Source organism: Thermomonospora cellulosilytica (assembly GCF_014138835.1).
Lineage (GTDB): Bacteria > Actinomycetota > Actinomycetes > Streptosporangiales > Streptosporangiaceae > Thermomonospora > Thermomonospora amylolytica.
Genome location: NZ_JACJII010000001.1, coordinates 1,447,448 through 1,463,808, shown reverse-complemented (window position 1 = coordinate 1,463,808; position 16,361 = coordinate 1,447,448). Strand labels below are relative to the sequence as shown.

Annotated in this window: 18 protein-coding genes; 10 read left to right on the top strand and 8 right to left on the bottom strand. The window is 72.8% G+C overall.

The genetic code is table 11. From position 1 onward, the window contains the following. The first annotated feature begins 206 nt into the window (after positions 1-206). Positions 207-887 carry a SanA/YdcF family protein gene (locus HNR21_RS07155; RefSeq protein ID WP_376766576.1) on the top strand — a complete coding sequence of 227 codons (681 nt, stop codon included), beginning with the start codon at positions 207-209 and terminating at the stop codon, positions 885-887. A gap of 82 nt (positions 888-969) precedes the next feature. Here the strand turns inward: HNR21_RS07155 and HNR21_RS07150 are convergent, their stop codons facing one another. Next, positions 970-1,185, bottom strand: coding sequence for a DUF3073 domain-containing protein (locus HNR21_RS07150; protein ID WP_119726621.1), 216 nt, complete (start codon positions 1,183-1,185; stop codon positions 970-972). A 380-nt stretch (positions 1,186-1,565) separates the two neighbouring features. Continuing rightward, the gene (locus HNR21_RS07145) at positions 1,566-2,654 is read right to left on the bottom strand and encodes a Leu/Phe/Val dehydrogenase (protein WP_182704545.1); all 1,089 of its coding nucleotides are present in this window, start codon (positions 2,652-2,654) and stop codon (positions 1,566-1,568) included. 129 nt (positions 2,655-2,783) lie between these two features. Here HNR21_RS07145 and HNR21_RS07140 point away from each other — a divergent pair, with 129 nt between their 5' ends. Further along, a complete protein-coding gene (locus HNR21_RS07140; protein ID WP_182704544.1) occupies positions 2,784-3,743 on the top strand; it encodes a DUF8083 family protein in 960 nt (319 codons plus the stop codon). A gap of 237 nt (positions 3,744-3,980) precedes the next feature. Further along, the gene (bldC, locus tag HNR21_RS07135) at positions 3,981-4,184 is read left to right on the top strand and encodes a developmental transcriptional regulator BldC (protein WP_012850682.1); all 204 of its coding nucleotides are present in this window, start codon (positions 3,981-3,983) and stop codon (positions 4,182-4,184) included. 433 nt (positions 4,185-4,617) lie between these two features. Here the strand turns inward: bldC and HNR21_RS07130 are convergent, their stop codons facing one another. Further along, entirely contained in the window at positions 4,618-5,310 is a 693-nt protein-coding gene (locus tag HNR21_RS07130) for a TetR/AcrR family transcriptional regulator (protein ID WP_233358879.1), read from the bottom strand. A 345-nt stretch (positions 5,311-5,655) separates the two neighbouring features. Here HNR21_RS07130 and HNR21_RS07125 point away from each other — a divergent pair, with 345 nt between their 5' ends. The 4 genes from HNR21_RS07125 to HNR21_RS07110 all read left to right on the top strand — a co-directional run bounded on the left by HNR21_RS07125 (position 5,656) and on the right by HNR21_RS07110 (position 9,611). Beyond that, positions 5,656-6,732, top strand: coding sequence for a LacI family DNA-binding transcriptional regulator (locus HNR21_RS07125; protein ID WP_233358878.1), 1,077 nt, complete (start codon positions 5,656-5,658; stop codon positions 6,730-6,732). Between the two features lie 167 nt (positions 6,733-6,899). Continuing rightward, entirely contained in the window at positions 6,900-7,163 is a 264-nt protein-coding gene (locus HNR21_RS07120; protein WP_119731555.1) for a hypothetical protein, read from the top strand. A gap of 134 nt (positions 7,164-7,297) precedes the next feature. Beyond that, entirely contained in the window at positions 7,298-8,128 is an 831-nt protein-coding gene (locus HNR21_RS07115; protein ID WP_312880893.1) for an N-acetylmuramoyl-L-alanine amidase, read from the top strand. A 34-nt stretch (positions 8,129-8,162) separates the two neighbouring features. Continuing rightward, positions 8,163-9,611, top strand: coding sequence for a DUF7059 domain-containing protein (locus HNR21_RS07110; protein WP_182704543.1), 1,449 nt, complete (start codon positions 8,163-8,165; stop codon positions 9,609-9,611). Here HNR21_RS07110 and HNR21_RS07105 read toward each other — a convergent pair. Continuing rightward, positions 9,608-10,690, bottom strand: coding sequence for a quinone-dependent dihydroorotate dehydrogenase (locus tag HNR21_RS07105; RefSeq protein WP_119726616.1), 1,083 nt, complete (start codon positions 10,688-10,690; stop codon positions 9,608-9,610). The two genes, HNR21_RS07110 and HNR21_RS07105, sit on opposite strands and share 4 nt — an antisense overlap. A 125-nt stretch (positions 10,691-10,815) precedes the next feature. On the opposite strand from HNR21_RS07105, the gene HNR21_RS07100 reads away from it, so the two are divergent. Together HNR21_RS07100 and HNR21_RS07095 are read left to right on the top strand one after the other, a co-directional pair. After that, positions 10,816-11,826 carry a hypothetical protein gene (locus tag HNR21_RS07100; protein ID WP_119726615.1) on the top strand — a complete coding sequence of 337 codons (1,011 nt, stop codon included), beginning with the start codon at positions 10,816-10,818 and terminating at the stop codon, positions 11,824-11,826. 185 nt (positions 11,827-12,011) lie between these two features. Then, the gene (locus HNR21_RS07095) at positions 12,012-12,908 is read left to right on the top strand and encodes a DMT family transporter (protein WP_182704542.1); all 897 of its coding nucleotides are present in this window, start codon (positions 12,012-12,014) and stop codon (positions 12,906-12,908) included. Positions 12,909-12,950: 42 nt separating this feature from the next. Here HNR21_RS07095 and HNR21_RS07090 read toward each other — a convergent pair whose 3' ends face one another. Then, complete coding sequence (locus HNR21_RS07090; RefSeq protein WP_246442008.1) at positions 12,951-13,124, bottom strand: hypothetical protein; 174 nt, start codon at positions 13,122-13,124, stop codon at positions 12,951-12,953. A 10-nt stretch (positions 13,125-13,134) separates the two neighbouring features. Next, positions 13,135-14,337, bottom strand: a complete 1,203-nt coding sequence (locus tag HNR21_RS07085; protein WP_312880892.1) for an RNA-guided endonuclease InsQ/TnpB family protein — start codon at positions 14,335-14,337, stop codon at positions 13,135-13,137. A gap of 27 nt (positions 14,338-14,364) precedes the next feature. Here HNR21_RS07085 and HNR21_RS07080 point away from each other — a divergent pair, with 27 nt between their 5' ends. Then, positions 14,365-14,637, top strand: coding sequence for a hypothetical protein (locus HNR21_RS07080; protein ID WP_182704541.1), 273 nt, complete (start codon positions 14,365-14,367; stop codon positions 14,635-14,637). A 43-nt stretch (positions 14,638-14,680) separates the two neighbouring features. Here HNR21_RS07080 and HNR21_RS07075 read toward each other — a convergent pair whose 3' ends face one another. Together HNR21_RS07075 and HNR21_RS07070 are read right to left on the bottom strand one after the other, a co-directional pair. Continuing rightward, positions 14,681-15,790 carry an NAD(P)/FAD-dependent oxidoreductase gene (locus HNR21_RS07075; RefSeq protein ID WP_182704540.1) on the bottom strand — a complete coding sequence of 370 codons (1,110 nt, stop codon included), beginning with the start codon at positions 15,788-15,790 and terminating at the stop codon, positions 14,681-14,683. A 57-nt stretch (positions 15,791-15,847) separates the two neighbouring features. After that, complete coding sequence (locus HNR21_RS07070) at positions 15,848-16,354, bottom strand: GNAT family N-acetyltransferase (RefSeq protein WP_376766617.1); 507 nt, start codon at positions 16,352-16,354, stop codon at positions 15,848-15,850. Positions 16,355-16,361: the final 7 nt, after the last annotated feature.

Genomic DNA, 16,361 nt, shown 5'->3' with positions numbered 1-16,361 from the left:
GGGGTCGGCTGCGGTGCCCGGACCGCGCTCAGTCGTCCGGAGCTCCGCCCTGGGGGCTCCGCTCCGGCCGACTGAGGGGTGGTTGGTCTGGGGTTGCTGTGGAAGTTCTGGGGGCTCCGCCCCCAGACCCCCGCCTGTTCCTGTTCGCTCGTTCCTGCGTGTTCTGGGGGTGGAAACCTTCGGGCGGGGACGGGCGTCGAACGGGTGTGATCTTGCGGTGGGTTCGCGGGGTCGTCCGGTCGCCGTGGGCGGGGCCGGGGGCCGTGGTGCTGGGCCTTGCGGTGTACGCGGGGTTGCTGCCGAGCGCGTGGATGAACGCGGAGACGGCGCCGTACCGGATGGACGTGGCGGACGTGCGGCCGGCTCCGGTGGCGATCGTGCTGGGCGCCGGGGCGTGGGGGGATCGGCCGTCGCCGTTCCTGGCGGGCAGGCTGGACGTGGCGCTGCGGCTCTACCGGGAGGGCAAGGTCCGGGTCATCCTGGCGTCGGGGGACAACAGCCGCCGCGACTACGACGAGCCCACGGTGATGTGGCGGTACCTGGTCGAGCGGGGCGTGCCCGGCGACAGGGTGGTGCGCGACTACGCCGGGTTCGACACCTGGGACTCGTGCGTGCGGGCCAGGCGGATCTTCGGCGTGGACCGGGCGATCGTGGTCAGCCAGGTGTTCCATCTGCCGCGGGCGGTCACGTTGTGCCGGGCGGCGGGCGTGCGGGCCACCGGCGTCGGGCACGACAGCATGGACGTGCAGGCGACCACCACCCGATACGGCTATCTGCGGGAGGGACTGGCCTCGTTCAAGGCGATGGTCGACGTCGCCCGCAAACCCGAACCGCGCTTCCTCGGCCCCCGGGAACCCGGCGTGCGGCGCGCACTGCAGGGCCCCTGACCCCGGAAGGGAAGCACCCCGGTGTGACAAACGCCACCGCCCTGCCGGAGCAGGGCAGTGGCGGGGTCACGCGGAAGACGGCTCAGCGCCCCGGCCGGTCGTCCTCGCCGTCATCGGTGTCGGCGTAGTCCGCGTACTTCTCGATGAGGTCGTCGTAGGAGTCGTCATAGGGGTCGTGGTGGTTCGACGACGGGACTCCCAGTTCCTCCTTTAGGCGGTCGAGATCCGTGCCGCCGCTGTTGTACTTCAGCCGGCGGGCAACCTTTACCTGCTTGGCCTTGGCTCGGCCGCGCCCCATGGCTCGACCCCCTCGATGGTCAGGACCTTTGCGTCCCATCTACGCTCGCGTACGCCACACGCATCGGCTCGACCTCAGCCGTGCGTCAGCACGGATACAACCGTACCCGTTTTGCGCCCGGCTCGGTACGTGCTCGAACGTCATGGCCCGCTCGCTGCGGCGTCTCCAAGTGTATCCGGTGATTGCAGATGCACTCACCTGACCCGGGCGGACTCCCTTCCGCCCCCGGGAAACCCGGCTCTCGCAAACCCGGCGGCGGCGCCCCGGATCACGGGAACGCCGCCGCCGGACGAACGGGTCGGACGGGCCGGACGACCGCGGCGAAGCGAGGATCGCCCGACCCGCCCCTCGGGTCCGGGGTCGCCCCCCGGACGGATTCGTCAGTTGTCGAGCCAGATGCCGCGGAGGCGGCCGATGGCGGCCATGCGGCGTTCGGCGAGGCGGTCGGCGGCCACCGCCGGCGGCACGCCCTCCTCGGCGGCCAGGGCGAAGATCCGTCGGGTGGTGTCGAAGATCTGGGTGGCCTTGGCCTTGGCCCGCTCGAAGTCGAAGCCCTCGATCTCGTCGGCGACCTGGATGACGCCGCCGGCGTTGACCACGTAGTCCGGGGCGTACAGGATCCCGCGGTCGGCCAGCCGCTTCTCGATGCCGGGGTGGGCGAGCTGGTTGTTGGCGCCACCGCAGACGATCTTGGCGCGCAGGACCGGGACGGTGTCGTCGTTCAGCGAGCCCCCGAGCGCGCACGGCGAGTAGACGTCCAGGTCGGCGCGGACCAGCGCGTCGCCGTCGTCCACCACCTCGACCTCCGGGTGCCGGGCGCGGATCCGTTCGATCGCGGCCTCGTTCACGTCGCAGATCACGATCTCGGCACCCTCCTCGCGCAGGTGCTCCACCAGGCGGTGCCCGACCTTGCCGACGCCCTCGACGCCGACGCGGCGGCCGCGCAGCGAGGGGCTGCCCCACAGCGCCTCGGCGGAGGCGCGCATGCCCTGGTAGACGCCGTACGCGGTGAGCACGGAGGAGTCGCCCGCGCCGCCGTGGGCGACGGTGCGCCCGGTGACGAACGTGGTCTCGCGGGCGATGACGTCCATGTCCTCGCTGTAGGTGCCGACGTCGCAGGCGGTGTAGTAGCGCCCGTTCAGCGACTGCACGAACCGGCCGTAGGCGCGCAGCAGCGCCTCGGACTTGTCGATGTTCGGGTCGCCGATGATGACGGCCTTGCCGCCGCCGAGGTCCAGCCCGGCCATCGCGTTCTTGTACGCCATGGCCTTGGACAGGTTGAGGACGTCGGCGAGCGCCTCGTCCTCCGAGCCGTACGGGTAGAAGCGGGTGCCGCCCAGCGACGGGCCGAGCGCGGTGGAGTAGATCGCGATGATCGCGCGCAGGCCGCTGGCCTCGTCCTGACAGAAGACGACCTGCTCGTGGGAGGGTCCGGTGCCCTTGTGGGGCGCCCCGAAGACATTGGTCACGGTGGTGACTCCTTTCTGCCTTGGGTTCAGCGTAGGACGACGGACACCGGAGGGAACCCCCGACCCGGCCAAGAGGTGACACGCGCCAAGGTCCCCGCGTCGGGAACGGCGGCATGTCACGATGCGCACGTGTTGCCCTACGCCGCTTACCTACGGGTCTATGAGCCGGTCATCGCGTTCCCCGAGCCGTTGCGGTCGGTGTGGACGGCGTACGCCGAGTCGGGCGCGCGGCCCCGGCGGGCCGAGGCCCTGGCCGCCGAGCACGAGGAGGCGGTGCGACGGCTGGCGTCGGCCGCCCCCGTGGTGGCCCCGCACACCGAGAGCCGGCACGCGTACGTGCGGCGGGCCGGCGGGATGACGTTCGTGTGCCCGTGGGAGACCCGGCTGCGGTCCTGGCTGGCGTTCGCGGAGCTGGACGGGGGCGGGATGCCGGCGGGGCTGGCGGGCGCGCTGGTGCCCGCGGCCGAGGCGCGCCGGGTGGCGGCGGAGTTCGAACGCTGGAAGGCGGGCGGGCGGACGCTGCGGCCGCACATCCGGTCGAGCACCTGGCACGTCCCGCCGGCCTGGTTCACGCTGTTCGACCCCGGCGAGCGGTGCCTGCTGCTCGGGGACGGCCCGGCCGCCCCGGCCGACCCGGAGGACGAGCCGCCCGGACCGCGCGGACCGGCGGGGACGTGGATCGCCGGGGCGGGCGCCGGGCATCCGGAGGGCGGCGGGAGCAACGGCCCCACAACGGCGCCTCCGACCCGTACCCTCATCTATGTCACGACCATGCGCGATGCACGCGGCCGGCTGGCGCGTGCGCGGCGGGTGGCGGCGGCCGGGCCGGAGGACGGGCCGACGGCGGGCGAGCTGGCCGACGTGGACCGCTGGCTGGCCGAGTTCCATCCGCTGGCGCTGGTGGAGCTCGACTACGGCGGGCTGGTCTGCCTGATCGACGACGACCGGCTGCGGGCCGACGAGTCGGTGCACGAGACGGCCGTGGCGCTGGCCGCCCTGGAGCGGGGTGAGGTGGAGCTCACCGTCGCGATGTACCAGCGGCTGCGGGCCCGCTGGCGGGCGGTGCGGGCGCTCGAATCCGCGAACTGACCAAAATTCCTAAATCCGCGGGCGATGCGACCATACGTGTCGCTAGAATCACGCAGCGTGATGCAGTCACCACGAACACGCAGTTGCCGCCAGGGACTTGATTGTGGCGCTCTGTGGTGGCAAGGTTACACCTTGTGATGTCATAGTGGCTCTTTCGGGCCATAGGGGACATCGGTGACCGCGCGAGATCAAGACATCGCAGGATCGTGATCGGTCCACGGAGGAGAGGCCGCAAACATGTCAGCACGTACGCCAGAGGCCGAGCCCCTGTTGACGCCGGCGGAGGTGGCGACGATGTTCCGCGTCGACCCCAAGACCGTCACCCGCTGGGCGAAGGCAGGCAAGTTGACCTCCATCCGCACCCTGGGTGGCCATCGTCGCTACCGCGAGGCCGAGGTGCGCGCGCTGCTGGCGGGGATCCCGCAGCAGCGCTCGGAGTAACGCGTCCCGACCCTCCGCCGGGGGGAGGGCGCATCACCGAGAGCACCGAGTGCCGGGCCGAACGCCTGGTCGGGGGGGCGGCTAGGAGACCGCTGAACTCCACGGTCCGCGGTGGCCGGGAGCCGTCAGCGATCCCCTGGACGACGGTCCGGCAGCCGGACGCCAAGCGCCGGCCGGCCGGGAGACACGACCCGGTGTTCGGCGACGCCCCGTCCGTGCCCGTACGCCAAGCCGTACGGGCGCGGACGGGGCTCGTTCGCGTCCGGGGCCCGGTGGGTGCGGCCGACTCCGGCCGACTCCGGCCGAAGGGCGGCGCGGGCGGGCCCCGGTGCGGTTCACTGGGAGGGCCGTTCCAGCCGACCGCCGCCGCAGAGCACCCATGCAGCCGACCCGCCCTCCGGGGGCCTGGGAGGCGCGCCCCAGACGGGACGCCTCAGCCCAGTTCCTCCTCGGTGAGCCGGGCGAACAGTTCGGCGATCCGGGCGTCGTGCCGGCCGGCCGTGTGCAGCAGGACCACGATCTGGTCGACCAGCAGCCGCTCCAGGTCCTGGCGTGCCATGTCGCGGTGCTCCAGCCAGTCCATGGCGGCGGTCTCCACGCACGCCATCCACGAACGCAGCGTGACCCGCAGGACCGGTCCCGGCTCGGGGGTGCCGAGCGCCACCAGGATCCGGTCCAGCAGCAGGTTGCGGATCCCGTTGACGATCTCCCCGACCTCGCCGGTGCGGTCGGCGGGCCCGCCGCGCAGCAACGCGCTGTAACCGGAGGCGTGGCTCTCCACGAAGCCGAAGTACCGCGCCAGCGACAGCCGCAGCCGGTCCAGCGGCCGTCCCTCGGTGGGCGGCTCGAGCAGGTCGGTGAGCTGGGCGGCGGCGCTGCGCAGGGCCGCCACGTACAGCTCGTACTTGCCGCCGAAGTAGTGGTAGACCAGCGCCCGCGACGCGCCCGCGGCCGCCGCGACGTCGTCGATGGACACCTCGTCCGGAGGACGGGTGCTGAACAGGCCGAGCGCGGCGGCGATCAGCTCCTCACGCCGCTCGTCGACGCTGAGCCTGCGCCTGCCCCGCTGCCCGCGCCGGCCCGGCGCGGGGGCGGTGGCGCGTTCGCTGGTCACTTGAACGTCCACCGATCCGTCCGCTGTCGCTGGCGGGCGATGCCGGTCCGGCGATGTCCCCGGCACCGGCCGCCGCCCTGGGTCACCCTGCGCAGCGTAGCCGAGGAGCGCACCGATCGAGCCCTGTGCGGGTCAAGCCCTCACGGTTGCCCGGGAACGCTGTGATTCGTGACACCACATGCCCCAACCCCCCTTTGACGGCTGTCCGTTACTCGTTGTTGCGACCATTTGGAGCCCCTCCGATGCATCATGGGCTATCTCCTCCTTCGAGGATCAGGTCCCGTGCCGGGTCGCCGTCGATCAGGTGGCGGGGTGCAAGGCGGCAAGTCCTGCAACGCTCCCCCCGACAGGAGTGCCATGTCAGCTCGTGAAGGTGTCCCCCCCGCCAGATCCGGCCAGGGCGGAGAGTCCCCACCGGGTCCGCCCGCGCCCCGGCCGGCCACCCCCAAGCCGACGATCCGCAACGTCGCCGAGCGCGCCGGGGTGTCCAAGTCCCTGGTCTCGCTGGTGATGCGCGGCTCCCCGCACGTGAGCGAACGGCGCCGCCAGGCCGTGCTCAAGGCCGCCCGCGAGCTGGGCTACCGGCCCAACGCGGTGGCCCGCAGCCTGGTCGAGGGACGCACCCGGCTGATCGGCGCGATCGTGGCCGACCTGCACAACCCGTTCTTCGCCGAGTTCCTGGACGGCCTGCAGGAGAGCCTGCACGGCGAGGGGCTGCGGATGCTGGTCGGCAGCGGGCGCTGGGACCCGCTGTTCGAGGCCGAGGCGGTCGAGGCGTTCCTGGAGATGCGGGTGGACGGGCTGGTGCTGCTCAGCGTGGTGCCCGACTCGCTGCGCGAGGCCGCGGCCAGCGTCCCGGTGGTGGTCGTCGGCGAACGCGACGTGGCCGGCGTGGACATCGTGGTCGACGACGACGAGCTGGGCGCCAGCCTGGCGGTCGACCACCTGGTCCGGCTGGGGCACCGCCGCATCGCGCACATCGAGGGCGCCCCCTCCACCACCGCCCGTTACCGGCGGGCCGGCTACGAGAACGCGATGCGCAAGCACGACCTGGCCGACCAGATCGTGGTCGAGACCGGCGACTTCACCGAGGAGGGCGGCTACCGGGCGGCCCGCAGCCTGCTGTCGCGGCCGGACCGGCCGACCGCCATCTTCGCCCCGAACGACCTGGTCGCCACCGGCGCGCTGTCGGCGGCCGACGAGCTGGGGCTGGGGGTGCCCGCGGACGTGTCGATCGTCGGCTACGACAACACCCACCTGGCCGCGATCCGGCACATCTCGCTGACCAGCGTCGACCAGCCCCGCCGCGACATGGGCCGGATCGCCGCCGAGATGCTGTGCGCGCGGATCGAGGACCCGTCCCGGGAGGCCCGGCAGAACCTGGTCGTCCCGCATCTGGTGGTGCGTTCCACCACCGGCCCGGCCCCCTCCTGACGCCCGCCGGACCGTTCCCGTCGCCCGGCTCCCGGTAAGAGGTCGGTCAAGGCTCGCGCAACCGCGGGTCGCCCCGCCGCCCCCGGGTGGTTAATGGGTGGCGCCGTCCCCGCAGGCCGGCGACGTGCCGGACGGGGACGATCATGCTCACTCAGGGGGTGGAGTCCGTGCGTGATCCGGAGTTGGTGTCGTGCGCCCAGCGTGCGGCGAGCGAACTGGAGCGCGCCTGGTCGCAGTGGCGGCACGCGCGCGGCCTGACCGACGGCGGCCACGAGTCGGTGGCCAGCTACGTGGCCCACTCGATCGACCATCCGTGGGGCCGCCCGCGCGTGGTGCTGGGCCTGGACGCCGAGGAGGCGCATGCGCTCGCCGCGCTGCTCGGGCGGGCGGAGACCGGCCCGGTGTGGGAGAGGACGCCCGCGGACAGGTGACATTTGCCACACTGGCCTCGGCGGTCGCACCGGCCGCCGCCCCGCCGGAGCCGTCCGCGCAGGCCGTTTTGACGTACGCGGACGCACGGGCAGACTGGCAGGGTCGATAACGAATCCGTCACGGGGGGTACATCGTGGGCATCCGTCGATGCAGGTCGGCGGCGGTCGTGCTGGCCTTGGGCGCCGCCGCGCTCACCGCCTGCGGAGGCGGTGACGACGGCGGCGAGGGCGCCCGCAACGCACCCGCCCCCACGACCGCCACCCAGGACGGCGGCGGCTCCCCCGGGCGGGAGGAGGGCTCGGGGCTGCGCGGCAGGACCATCGTGATCGACCCCGGCCACAACGGCGGCAACGCCCGCAACCCGGACGTCATCAACCGGCAGGTGGACATCGGGAACGGCAAGAAGGCCTGCGACACCACCGGCACCGCCACCAACGCCGGCTACCCCGAGCACGCCTTCACCTGGGACGTGTCGGTCAAGCTGCGCGACATCCTGACCGAGCAGGGCGCCAAGGTGCTGCTCACCCGCCCCGACGACAAGGGCGTCGGCCCGTGCATCGACCGCCGCGCCGAGATCGGCAACCGGGCGAACGCCGACGCGGTCATCTCGGTGCACGCCGACGGGGCGGCCCCGAACCAGCACGGCTTCCACATCATCGAGCCCGCCCTGGTCCGCGGCGTCACCGACCCCGAGATGGTGGAGGAGTCGCACGAGCTGTCGCTGGCCGTCCGCCAAGCGTTCCGCGACGGCACCGGACTGCCGTACTCCAACTACCGCGGCGACGGCGACGCCATCGACCGCCGCAACGACCTCGGCGGCCTCAACCTGTCCGACGTGCCGAAGATCTTCATCGAGTGCGGCAACATGCGCAACGCCGGCGACGCCGCCAAGCTCTCCAACGAGCAGTTCCGCGAGCGCATCGCCCAGTCCCTGGCCCAGGGCCTGAAGGACTACCTGTCCTGACCCCGCCCATCCGTTCATCCGCCAGGATGGGCGGGTGGGGCTTTTCGAGGATGCGCGAGGACGGATTCGCGAGGCGTTCGGGCGGGCCGGGTACACGGTGGCCGGGGTGCGGGAGCTGCTGGGGCCGGTGGCCGGGGGCGCGCTGGCCCGGGAGGAGATCGTTCCGGCGCTGCGGGCGACGGGCGGCGGGAGCGCGCTGGAGGTCTTCACCCGGCTGTTCTGGTTGCAGGTGCCGGTGGCGGCCGACGCCGTGCCGGAGGAGTTCTTCGCGGCCGGGCTGGTGGAGCGTTCCGGGGGCGAGGCGCGGGCGCTGCTGCACGTTCAGCCGCTCGAGGGGCACGACGGGCGGCACCTGGGGTACGTGGTGTCGGATCTCAAGGTGCGGCCGGGGTCGGGGACGGCGTTGCGGGCCGATCATGTGGTCGGGTCGGGCGGGGCTTCCGCGGGGCTGGCACAACTGGTTGCCCACAGGGCTGTGGACAGTGCGCTCGATCTCGGCACGGGGTGCGGGGTGCAGGTGCTGCATCTGGCGGATCGGGCGCGGCGCATCACCGCGACCGACCTGAACCCGCGGGCGCTGGAGCTGGCGCGGATGAGCTTCGCACTGTCCGGGGTGGACGGCGTGGAACTGCTCGAGGGGTCGTTGTTCGAGCCGGTGGCGGACCGGCGGTTCGACCTGATCGTGTCCAATCCACCGTTCGTGATCTCGCCCGAGGGCGGTCTGACGTACCGGGAGTCGGGGCTGCCCGGGGACGAGGTGTGCCGGCGGCTGGTGGCCGGTGCGGCGGAGCGGCTGAACGAGGGCGGCTGGTGCCAGATGCTGGCGAACTGGCTGCACGTCGAGGGTGAGCCCTGGGAGGAACGGCTCGCCGGATGGGTGCCCGCCGGCTGCGACGCGTGGATCGTCCAGCGTGACGTGCAGGACCCCGCCGAGTACGCCGAGCTGTGGCTGCGGGACTCCTGCGAGGTCGGCGCCCCCGAGTACGCCGCGCGGTACGACGCCTGGCTGGACTGCTTCGAACGGTGGCGGGCGACGGGCGTCGGGTTCGGCTGGATCACGCTGCGCCGGACCGGCGCCGAGCACCCCGCCGTGCGGGTGGAGGAGATCCGGCACGCGGTGGAGCAGCCGGTCGGCGCGTACGTGGAACGGGTGCTCGACGGGCTGGCCGCCGGACCGAAGTTTTCCACAGATTGTCCACAGGGATTGCGCACGGCTGTGGACATCGTGCAGGAGCAGGTCGGCGCGCCCGGGGCCGAGGATCCGGAACGCATCGTGCTCCGCCAGCGCGGCGGGCTGCGCCGGGCCGCCGCGGTCGGCACCGTCGAGGCCGCGCTCGCCGGGGTGTGCGACGGGACGCTGCCGCTGCCGCCGCTGCTGGACGCCATCGCCCAGCTCATGGACCTGCCACCGGAGCAGGTCCGGGCGCACGCCGACGCGGTGCTGCCCGAGCTGATCGCGGACGGGTTCTTCGAGACGGTCTAGCCGCGGGGGCCGATGGCGTCCTGGACGGTGGCGTACGCGCTGCCCCGCAGGCGGCGGGCCAGGTCGCGGTGGACCTTGTGCGCCCACAGCGGGCCGCCGTAGATCATGCCGGTGTAGGCCTGCACGAGGGTGGCCCCGGCGCGCAGGCGCTCCCACACGTCGTCGGCGTTCTCCACGCCGCCGACCGAGATCAGCACCAGCCGGTCGCCGACCCGGGACCGCAGCCGCCGCAGCACCTGCGTCGACCGTTCCCTGAGGGGCGCGCCGGACAGGCCGCCGGTCTGCGCGGTCAGCTCGGGGGCGCTGCGCAGGCCCTCGCGGGCGATGGTGGTGTTGGTCGCGATGATGCCGTCCAGGCCCAGGTCCAGGGCCAGGTCGGCGACCGCGTCGACGTCCGCGTCGGCCAGGTCCGGGGCGATCTTGACCAGCAGCGGCACCCGCCGTCCGGGGCTCGCCTCGTCGGCGGCCGCGCGGACCGCCGCCAGCAGCGGGCGGAGCCGCCGCACGGCCTGCAGGTCGCGCAGGCCCGGGGTGTTGGGCGAGCTGACGTTGACGACCAGGTAGTCGGCGTGCGGAGCCAGGCGGCGGGCGCTGGCCACGTAGTCGGAGATCGCCTCCTCCTCCGGCACCGCCTTGGTCTTGCCGATGTTCGCGCCCACGATCACGCCGGGCCGCCGGTCGCGCAGCCGCCGCGCCGCCGCCTGCGAGCCGTGGTTGTTGAAGCCCATCCGGTTGATCACCGCCCGGTCGGCGGGCAGCCGGAACAGCCGCGGCGTGGGGTTGCCCGGCTGGGGCCGTCCGGTCACGGTGCCGACCTCCACATGGCCGAACCCGAACGCCCCCAGCGCCTCGTACGCCTCGGCGTCCTTGTCGAACCCGGCGGCCAGCCCCAGCGGCCCGGGGAACTCCAGCCCCAGCGCCCGTACCCGCAGCGCCGGATCGCGCGGCGCCAGCATCCGCCGCAACAGCCCGGTCAGCCCGGGAACGGACTGCAGCCACCGCAGCAGCCGCAGGGTGAGCCGGTGCACGGTCTCGGCGGGGATCCGGGCGATGACCAGAGAGAAGAGCAGCGAGTACATCGGCGTCGATTCTGTCAGGCGCGTCGCGGCCCGGTTGAACCCGCCCGGCGGGAGTGCCCGTACTGCCTGCCGACCCGGGAGTTCGGCGCCGCTCCCACGCACAGCCCCTTATCGGAGGACACGCAATGGACATTCCCCGCTGGACGCTCCCCGTGGCGGCGCTGGCCACCTCCGCGATGCTGCTGGCCGCGTGCGGCAACGACTCCGGCGGCGGACAGCGCAACGTCGCCGCCGGGACCGGGCAGACCGCCGAGCCGCTGGAGGACCCGTCCGCCGACCCGTCGGCCGGTGCCGAGGCCACCCTGGAGGTCGCCGACGATCCCGAGCTCGGCAAGATCGTCGTGGACGGCCAGGGCCGTACCCTCTACCGCTTCGACAAGGACAGCGCGGACCCGCCGGCCTCCAACTGCGAGGGCCAGTGCGCCCAGGCCTGGCCGCCGGTGACCACCGCGGACGAGGCCACCGTCAAGGGACTGGATCCCGAACTGGTCGGCACCGTCCAGCGCTCCGACGGCACCAAGCAGGTGACGCTGGGCGGCTGGCCGCTGTACCGGTACGCCAAGGACACCCAGCCCGGTGACACCAAGGGGCAGGGCGTGCAGGGCACCTGGTACGTCAGCACCCCGACCGGCAAGAAGGCCGGCGCGCCGGTGGCCTCTCCCCCGCCCGCCCAGCCTCCGCAGCAGAACAACGGCAACGGCAACGGCGGCCGCTGGGCGGGCAAGACGGCGCTGCGGGCCGTGCAGAACGACCAGCTCGGCCCGATCGTGGTGGACGGCAGGGGCCTGACCCTCTACCGCTTCGACAAGGACAAGCCGGGCTCGGGCACCTCGAGCTGCAACGGCCAGTGCGCCAAGGCCTGGCCGCCGGTGAAGTTCACCAAGAACATGAAGCTCACCGGCATCACCGGCAAGATCGGCAACATCATGCGCGCCGACGGCATCTGCCAGGTCACCCTGAACGGCTGGCCGCTGTACCGGTTCGCCAAGGACACCCAGCCCGGTGACATCCGCGGCCAAGGCGTGCAGGGCACCTGGTTCGTCTCCGACCCCAGCGGCAAGAAGGCCCTCGGCTCCGGCGGCGCGGGCGGCGGTGGCGACACCGGAGGCGGCGGAGGCGGCGGCTACGGCTACTGATCTCTCCCCCGGCCACCCCCCAGACCCGGCGTGATCCCGCGACCCCACCCGCGGGGTCACGCCGGCGTCATGTCCGTGCAAGGTGGTCCCGCCATGAGCGGCCTGCTGCTCCGTTGACGGGAAACCGCTGTTGGATGACCGAAAATCGCTGGTCGCCGGGGAACGCCCGGTCCTAGCGTTGCCGGGTGACTTCGCAGACGGCTTCCGGCCCGCAGGCCGACTCGGGGAAGGCGGCGGCGCTGGCCGCGGTGGCGACCACCATCGTGGCGTGGGCCTCGGCGTTCGTGGCGATCCGGTGGGTCGGCCGCAGCTACGAGCCCGGGACGCTGGCGCTGGGGCGGCTGCTGGTCGGCACGCTCGCGCTCGGCGGCATGGTGGCGGCCCGCCGCGCCTGGGTGACCCCCACCCGCCGGGAGTGGGGGCTGCTCCTGCTGTGCGGGGTGGCCTGGTTCGCCGTCTACAACGTCGCGTTGAACGCCGCCGAACGGGAGGTGGACGCCGGGACCACCGCGATGCTGGTGAACATCGGCCCGATCCTGATCGCGGTGTTCGCCGGGCTGCTGCTGGCCGAGGGCTTCCCACGCTGGCTGCTGGCCGGGCTGGCGGTCGCGTTCGCGGGCGCGGTGCTGATCGGCCTGGGGACCTCCGGCGAGGGCGACGCCTCGGTGACGGGCGTCCTGCTGTGCCTGGTCGCCGCCGTCACCTACGCCGTCGGGGTGCTCAGCCAGAAGCCCGTGCTGCGCCGCCTGCCCGCCCTCCAGGTGACCTGGCTGGCCTGCGCGATCGGCGCGGTCGCCTGCCTGCCGTACGCCCCGGCGCTCGTCGCCGACGTCCGGGACGCCCCGGCGGGGGCGACCGCCGGGCTGGCCTACCTCGGGCTGGTGCCGACCGCGCTGGCGTTCAGCACGTGGGCGTACGCGCTGGCCCGGATGGACGCCGGGCGGCTGGGCGTCTCGACGTACCTGGTGCCGCCGGTGACGATCGTGATGGCCGCGGTGCTGCTGGGTGAGTTCCCCCGGCCGCTGGCCCTGCTCGGCGGGGCGCTCTGCCTGGCGGGCGTGGCGCTGTCCCGCCGGAAATGACATCGCGCAGGGGCCGGCCGCCCCTGCGCGATGCCCGCCCGGTCAGAACGAGGTCGGGATGGTCGGGTGGCGTTCGAAGAGGACCGTGCTGCGGACGATCGTCTCCTTGTAGCGGGCGGCGAGGCGGCCGGTCAGGACGGCCTCGCGCGGGCTGTCGTCGGCGCGCACGAACTGGATGAGCCCGTCCTTACGGCCCAGGCTGATGCACTGGGTCAACTACCCGTCTCTAGCGGGGCGGGTTTGCGGCTCGTGACTGCCCCCGACGATAGGACGGTGACACGGCCGCATCAGGCGTGTTGACGAACACCCACGCCGTGCGCGCCCGGGTGCGGACGTTCACGGCGGCGATGTGGTCGGCCGGGCCAGCGAGCCCGCACACCACACAACAGAAGGCGTCCCGGCTGGGACGGTTCATACGGGACACGTGCCCGCAGCGCGGGCACGTCTGGGAGGTGTAGGCCGCGTCCACCTCCAGCACCGGCACGCCGACGCGGCGGGCCTTGTAGGCGATGAACTCGCCCAACTGGTGGAACGGCCAGGACGAGTGGGTGGCCCGCTGGTGCCGCCTGAGCCGTACCCGGTCGCGGATACCGTCGAGAATCTCGAGGGCGATGCCGCGGCCGGTGCGTTGGGCATCGGCCACCACCGTCTTGGCGATCGTGTGGTTGATGTGCGCGGCGTGCCGCGCCTCCCGGCGCGCCCGCCGCCTCAGTTTCCTTTTGGCGGACTTGGTGCCCTTGGCCTGTAGCTCGGCCCGCACCCTGGCCATCCGCCGCCGATACCGCTTCAAACCCCGGCCCTGGTGGTTGTCCCCGTCGCTGGTGGTGGCCAGGTTGACGATCCCGCGATCGACCCCGATCCAGTCGGCCGGATCGGTGTTCAGCGGCGCCTCGGGTACCTCACAGGTGACGGCCAGAAGCCACTTCCCATCGCGGTACACCAGGTCCGACTCACCCTGGCGGTGCTCGGCCAGCGTTTTGAGCTGGGACGGCTCACCGGTGAACGCCAGATTCTTCATCCGGCCGCGCACCGTCCAGATCGACACCGTCCGGGCGTCCACCTGCCACGACAGACACCGGTCATCGAACGGCTGCGCGGCGTCCGGCCGGAAACGAACCGGCTTGCCCTCGGCCTTGACGCGGCGCGGCGACTCCGGCTCGCCGAGCAGCCCGGCGGCGATCTGAGCCCGCAGAACGGTGTAGGCATCGGCGACCTTGCGGATCACATGCAACGCCGGCTGCGCCGACAGCCCCCGTGCCTTCATCTCGCCGTACACGAGCTCCTGCAGCCTGGCGCGGGAGAACACCTTCCGCTCGAACGCCACCCGGGACACGAAACCGGCGGCGGAATTACAGGCGTGCAGGGTCTCTGCCAGCGCCGCCGCCTGCTCAGGCGTCGGCAATAGCTTCACCCACACCACCAATTTCACAACCCGTGACCATAACATAACCCTGCCGTGAATGACAGGAGCCACGAAGATGTCGATAGAGACGTGCGTGCCAGTAATCGAAGTCGGTTCTCCTCGCTGTACTGGATCAGCCACGAACGGCCACGCGGTGAGAATCTCGCGTTTCCGGTCGGTGAGAAGGCCAAGCGGAAGTCGACAAAGCACCATCAGCCCAGCACGACCAGGGCCAACAGCCACTCCGCCGGTAACGATCGTGTGGCCACGGTGCTGATCGGCGATGTGCTTTTCCTGGCGGGCGTGGCGCTGTCCCGCCGGAAATGACCATCGCGCGGGAGCCTGCCGCTCCCGCGCGATACCCGCCCGGTCAGAACGAGGTCGGGATGGTCGGGTGGCGTTCGAAGAGGACCGTGCTGCGGACGATCGTCTCCTTGTAGCGGGCGGCGAGGCGGCCGGTCAGGACGGCCTCGCGCGGGCTGTCGTCGGCGCGCACGAACTGGATGAGCCCGTCCTTGCGGCCCAGGCTGATGCACTGGTTAAAGTAGCGGAACTTGAGCGGCTTGGGCTCCTTGCCGGCCAGCCGGGCGGCGATCGCCTTCATGGCGGCCTGCGCGGCCGGCAGGCCGGTGGCGCAGGCCATCCGGAGTTCCTGGCCGTCGGGCCGCCGGGCCGCCGCCGCGTCGCCGATGCCGTACACCTCCGGGTGCGACACCGAACGCAGCGTGCCGTCCACGATCATGCGGCCGTATCCGTCCACCTCGAACCCGGCCTCCCGCGCCAGGTCCGGCACCCGGAACCCGGTCGTCCACACCACGGTGTCGGCGTCGACGAGGTCGCCGCCCTCCAGGACCAGCCCGTCCGGGCCGACCTTGGCGACCCGCACGTGGTCCCGGACGCCGATGCCCAGCCGGTCGAACGTCCTGCGCAGGTACGCGCGGCCCTTCCGGGACAGCGCCTCGCCGAACTCGCCGCCGGTGACCAGTTCGACCTTGAGGTCCGGATGGCTCTCGGCGATCTCGGTGGCGGCCTCGATGCCGGTCAGCCCGCCCCCGACGACGGCGACCGTCTTGCCGCCGTCGCGGAGCCGTTCCCGCAGCCGCCGGGCGCTCTCGACGTCGGTGACCGTGTACGCGTGCTCGGCCGCCCCGGGCACCGAGTCCAGGTCGGCCCGGCTGCCCAGGGCGTAGACGAGCAGGTCGTAGTCCAGGTCCGGCACCGGCCCGGCCAGCCGCACCTTCCGGGCGCCGGCGTCGATCCCGGTCACCCGATCCACCACGAGCGACACCCCGGTCCCCTCCAGCAGGTCGCTCAGCGGCAGGTCCCGGAGCCGGTCCCCCGCCGCGAGCTGGTGCATCCGCACCCGCTCCACGAACCGGTCCCGCTCGTTCACCAGCGTCACCCGGGCGTCCGTCCACCGGGCGGCGAGCTTGGCCGCGGCGAGCCCGGTGTAGCCGCCGCCGAGAACCACGATCTGCATGTCGCGCTCCCTTCGTCCTCACCCCCAAGGACGGGACGGGCCGCCGATGTGTGACATTCAGTCCCGGAGCTCTTCGGCGAGCAGGTCCATCAGGAGGCCGTCGTGCCAGCCCCGGCCGTCGGGGTCGCGTTCGTACCGGCGCATGCGGCCCACGGGACGGAAGCCCACGGCGGCGTAGCAGCGGATGGCGGGCTCGTTGTCGGCGGCCGGGTCGATGGTCAGGCGGTGGTGGCCGCGGTCGTGGACGAGGTGGCGGGCCAGGGTGCGCACGGCGTCGCGGCCGACTCCCCTGCCGTGGACGGCGGGGTCCACGAAGATGTCGATGGAGGCGTGCCGGTAGTCGGGGTCGGTCTCCTCGCTGTACTGGACCAGCCCGCGGACGGCCCCGTCGAGCAGGATCGTGTAGACGGCGGTGTCCGGGTCGTCGAACGGCCAGTCCGGCTCCCGGTCCACGTCGCCCCAGCGGTCCCGCACCTCGGGGGTCCGGCGGATGCGCCTCAGCTCCTCGACGTGCTCGGCGGTCACCGGGGTCAGGACCACGTTCCGCCCGGTCAGTTCTGCCACGTCTGCC

Bases quoted from the DNA above. Each gene is read 5' to 3' on its own strand.
- HNR21_RS07150 (WP_119726621.1), bottom strand. From the start codon at position 1,185: ATGGGGCGCGGCCGAGCCAAGGCCAAGCAGGTAAAGGTTGCCCGCCGG.
- bldC (WP_012850682.1), top strand. From the start codon at position 3,981: ATGTCAGCACGTACGCCAGAGGCCGAGCCCCTGTTGACGCCGGCGGAG.
- HNR21_RS07125 (WP_233358878.1), top strand. From the start codon at position 5,656: ATGTCAGCTCGTGAAGGTGTCCCCCCCGCCAGATCCGGCCAGGGCGGA.
- HNR21_RS07105 (WP_119726616.1), bottom strand. From the start codon at position 10,690: ATGTACTCGCTGCTCTTCTCTCTGGTCATCGCCCGGATCCCCGCCGAG.
- HNR21_RS07100 (WP_119726615.1), top strand. From the start codon at position 10,816: ATGGACATTCCCCGCTGGACGCTCCCCGTGGCGGCGCTGGCCACCTCC.
- HNR21_RS07075 (WP_182704540.1), bottom strand. From the start codon at position 15,790: ATGCAGATCGTGGTTCTCGGCGGCGGCTACACCGGGCTCGCCGCGGCC.